This window comes from Roseibium sp. AWQ4_290 (assembly GCF_056160985.1).
The window spans coordinates 1-268 of the sequence record NZ_JBSWYG010000094.1; the positions used below are offsets into that span (position 1 = coordinate 1).

The following is a 268-nucleotide window of genomic DNA, read 5'->3' on the forward strand; positions in this document are numbered from 1 at the left end:
GTAATTTTTTCGGCCAAGGGCAATGGGCTTCATGGCCCGCTCCGCGCAATTGTTGTCCAGCTCCAGATGCCCGTTGCCGAGATACGGCCGGGCTTTCGGCAGACGGCTGAGCGCATAACGGATCGCAGCGGCGAGCGGCGACTTTCCCGAGATCCGCGTCAATTGGCTGCCGAGCCAATCTTCCAGATCGTCGAAGATAGGTTTGGCGTGCTTTTGCCTGATTGCGGCACGCTCCGGCGGCGGTTTTCCGCGTGCCTTCTTTTCGATT

General features: G+C 59.7%; 1 protein-coding gene. It reads right to left on the reverse strand.

Features of this window, described 5'->3' with window-relative positions; genetic code table 11:
• A partial coding sequence (locus ACXAH0_RS25275; RefSeq protein ID WP_475196092.1) for an IS66 family transposase occupies positions 1–268 on the reverse strand: 268 nt, incomplete at both ends.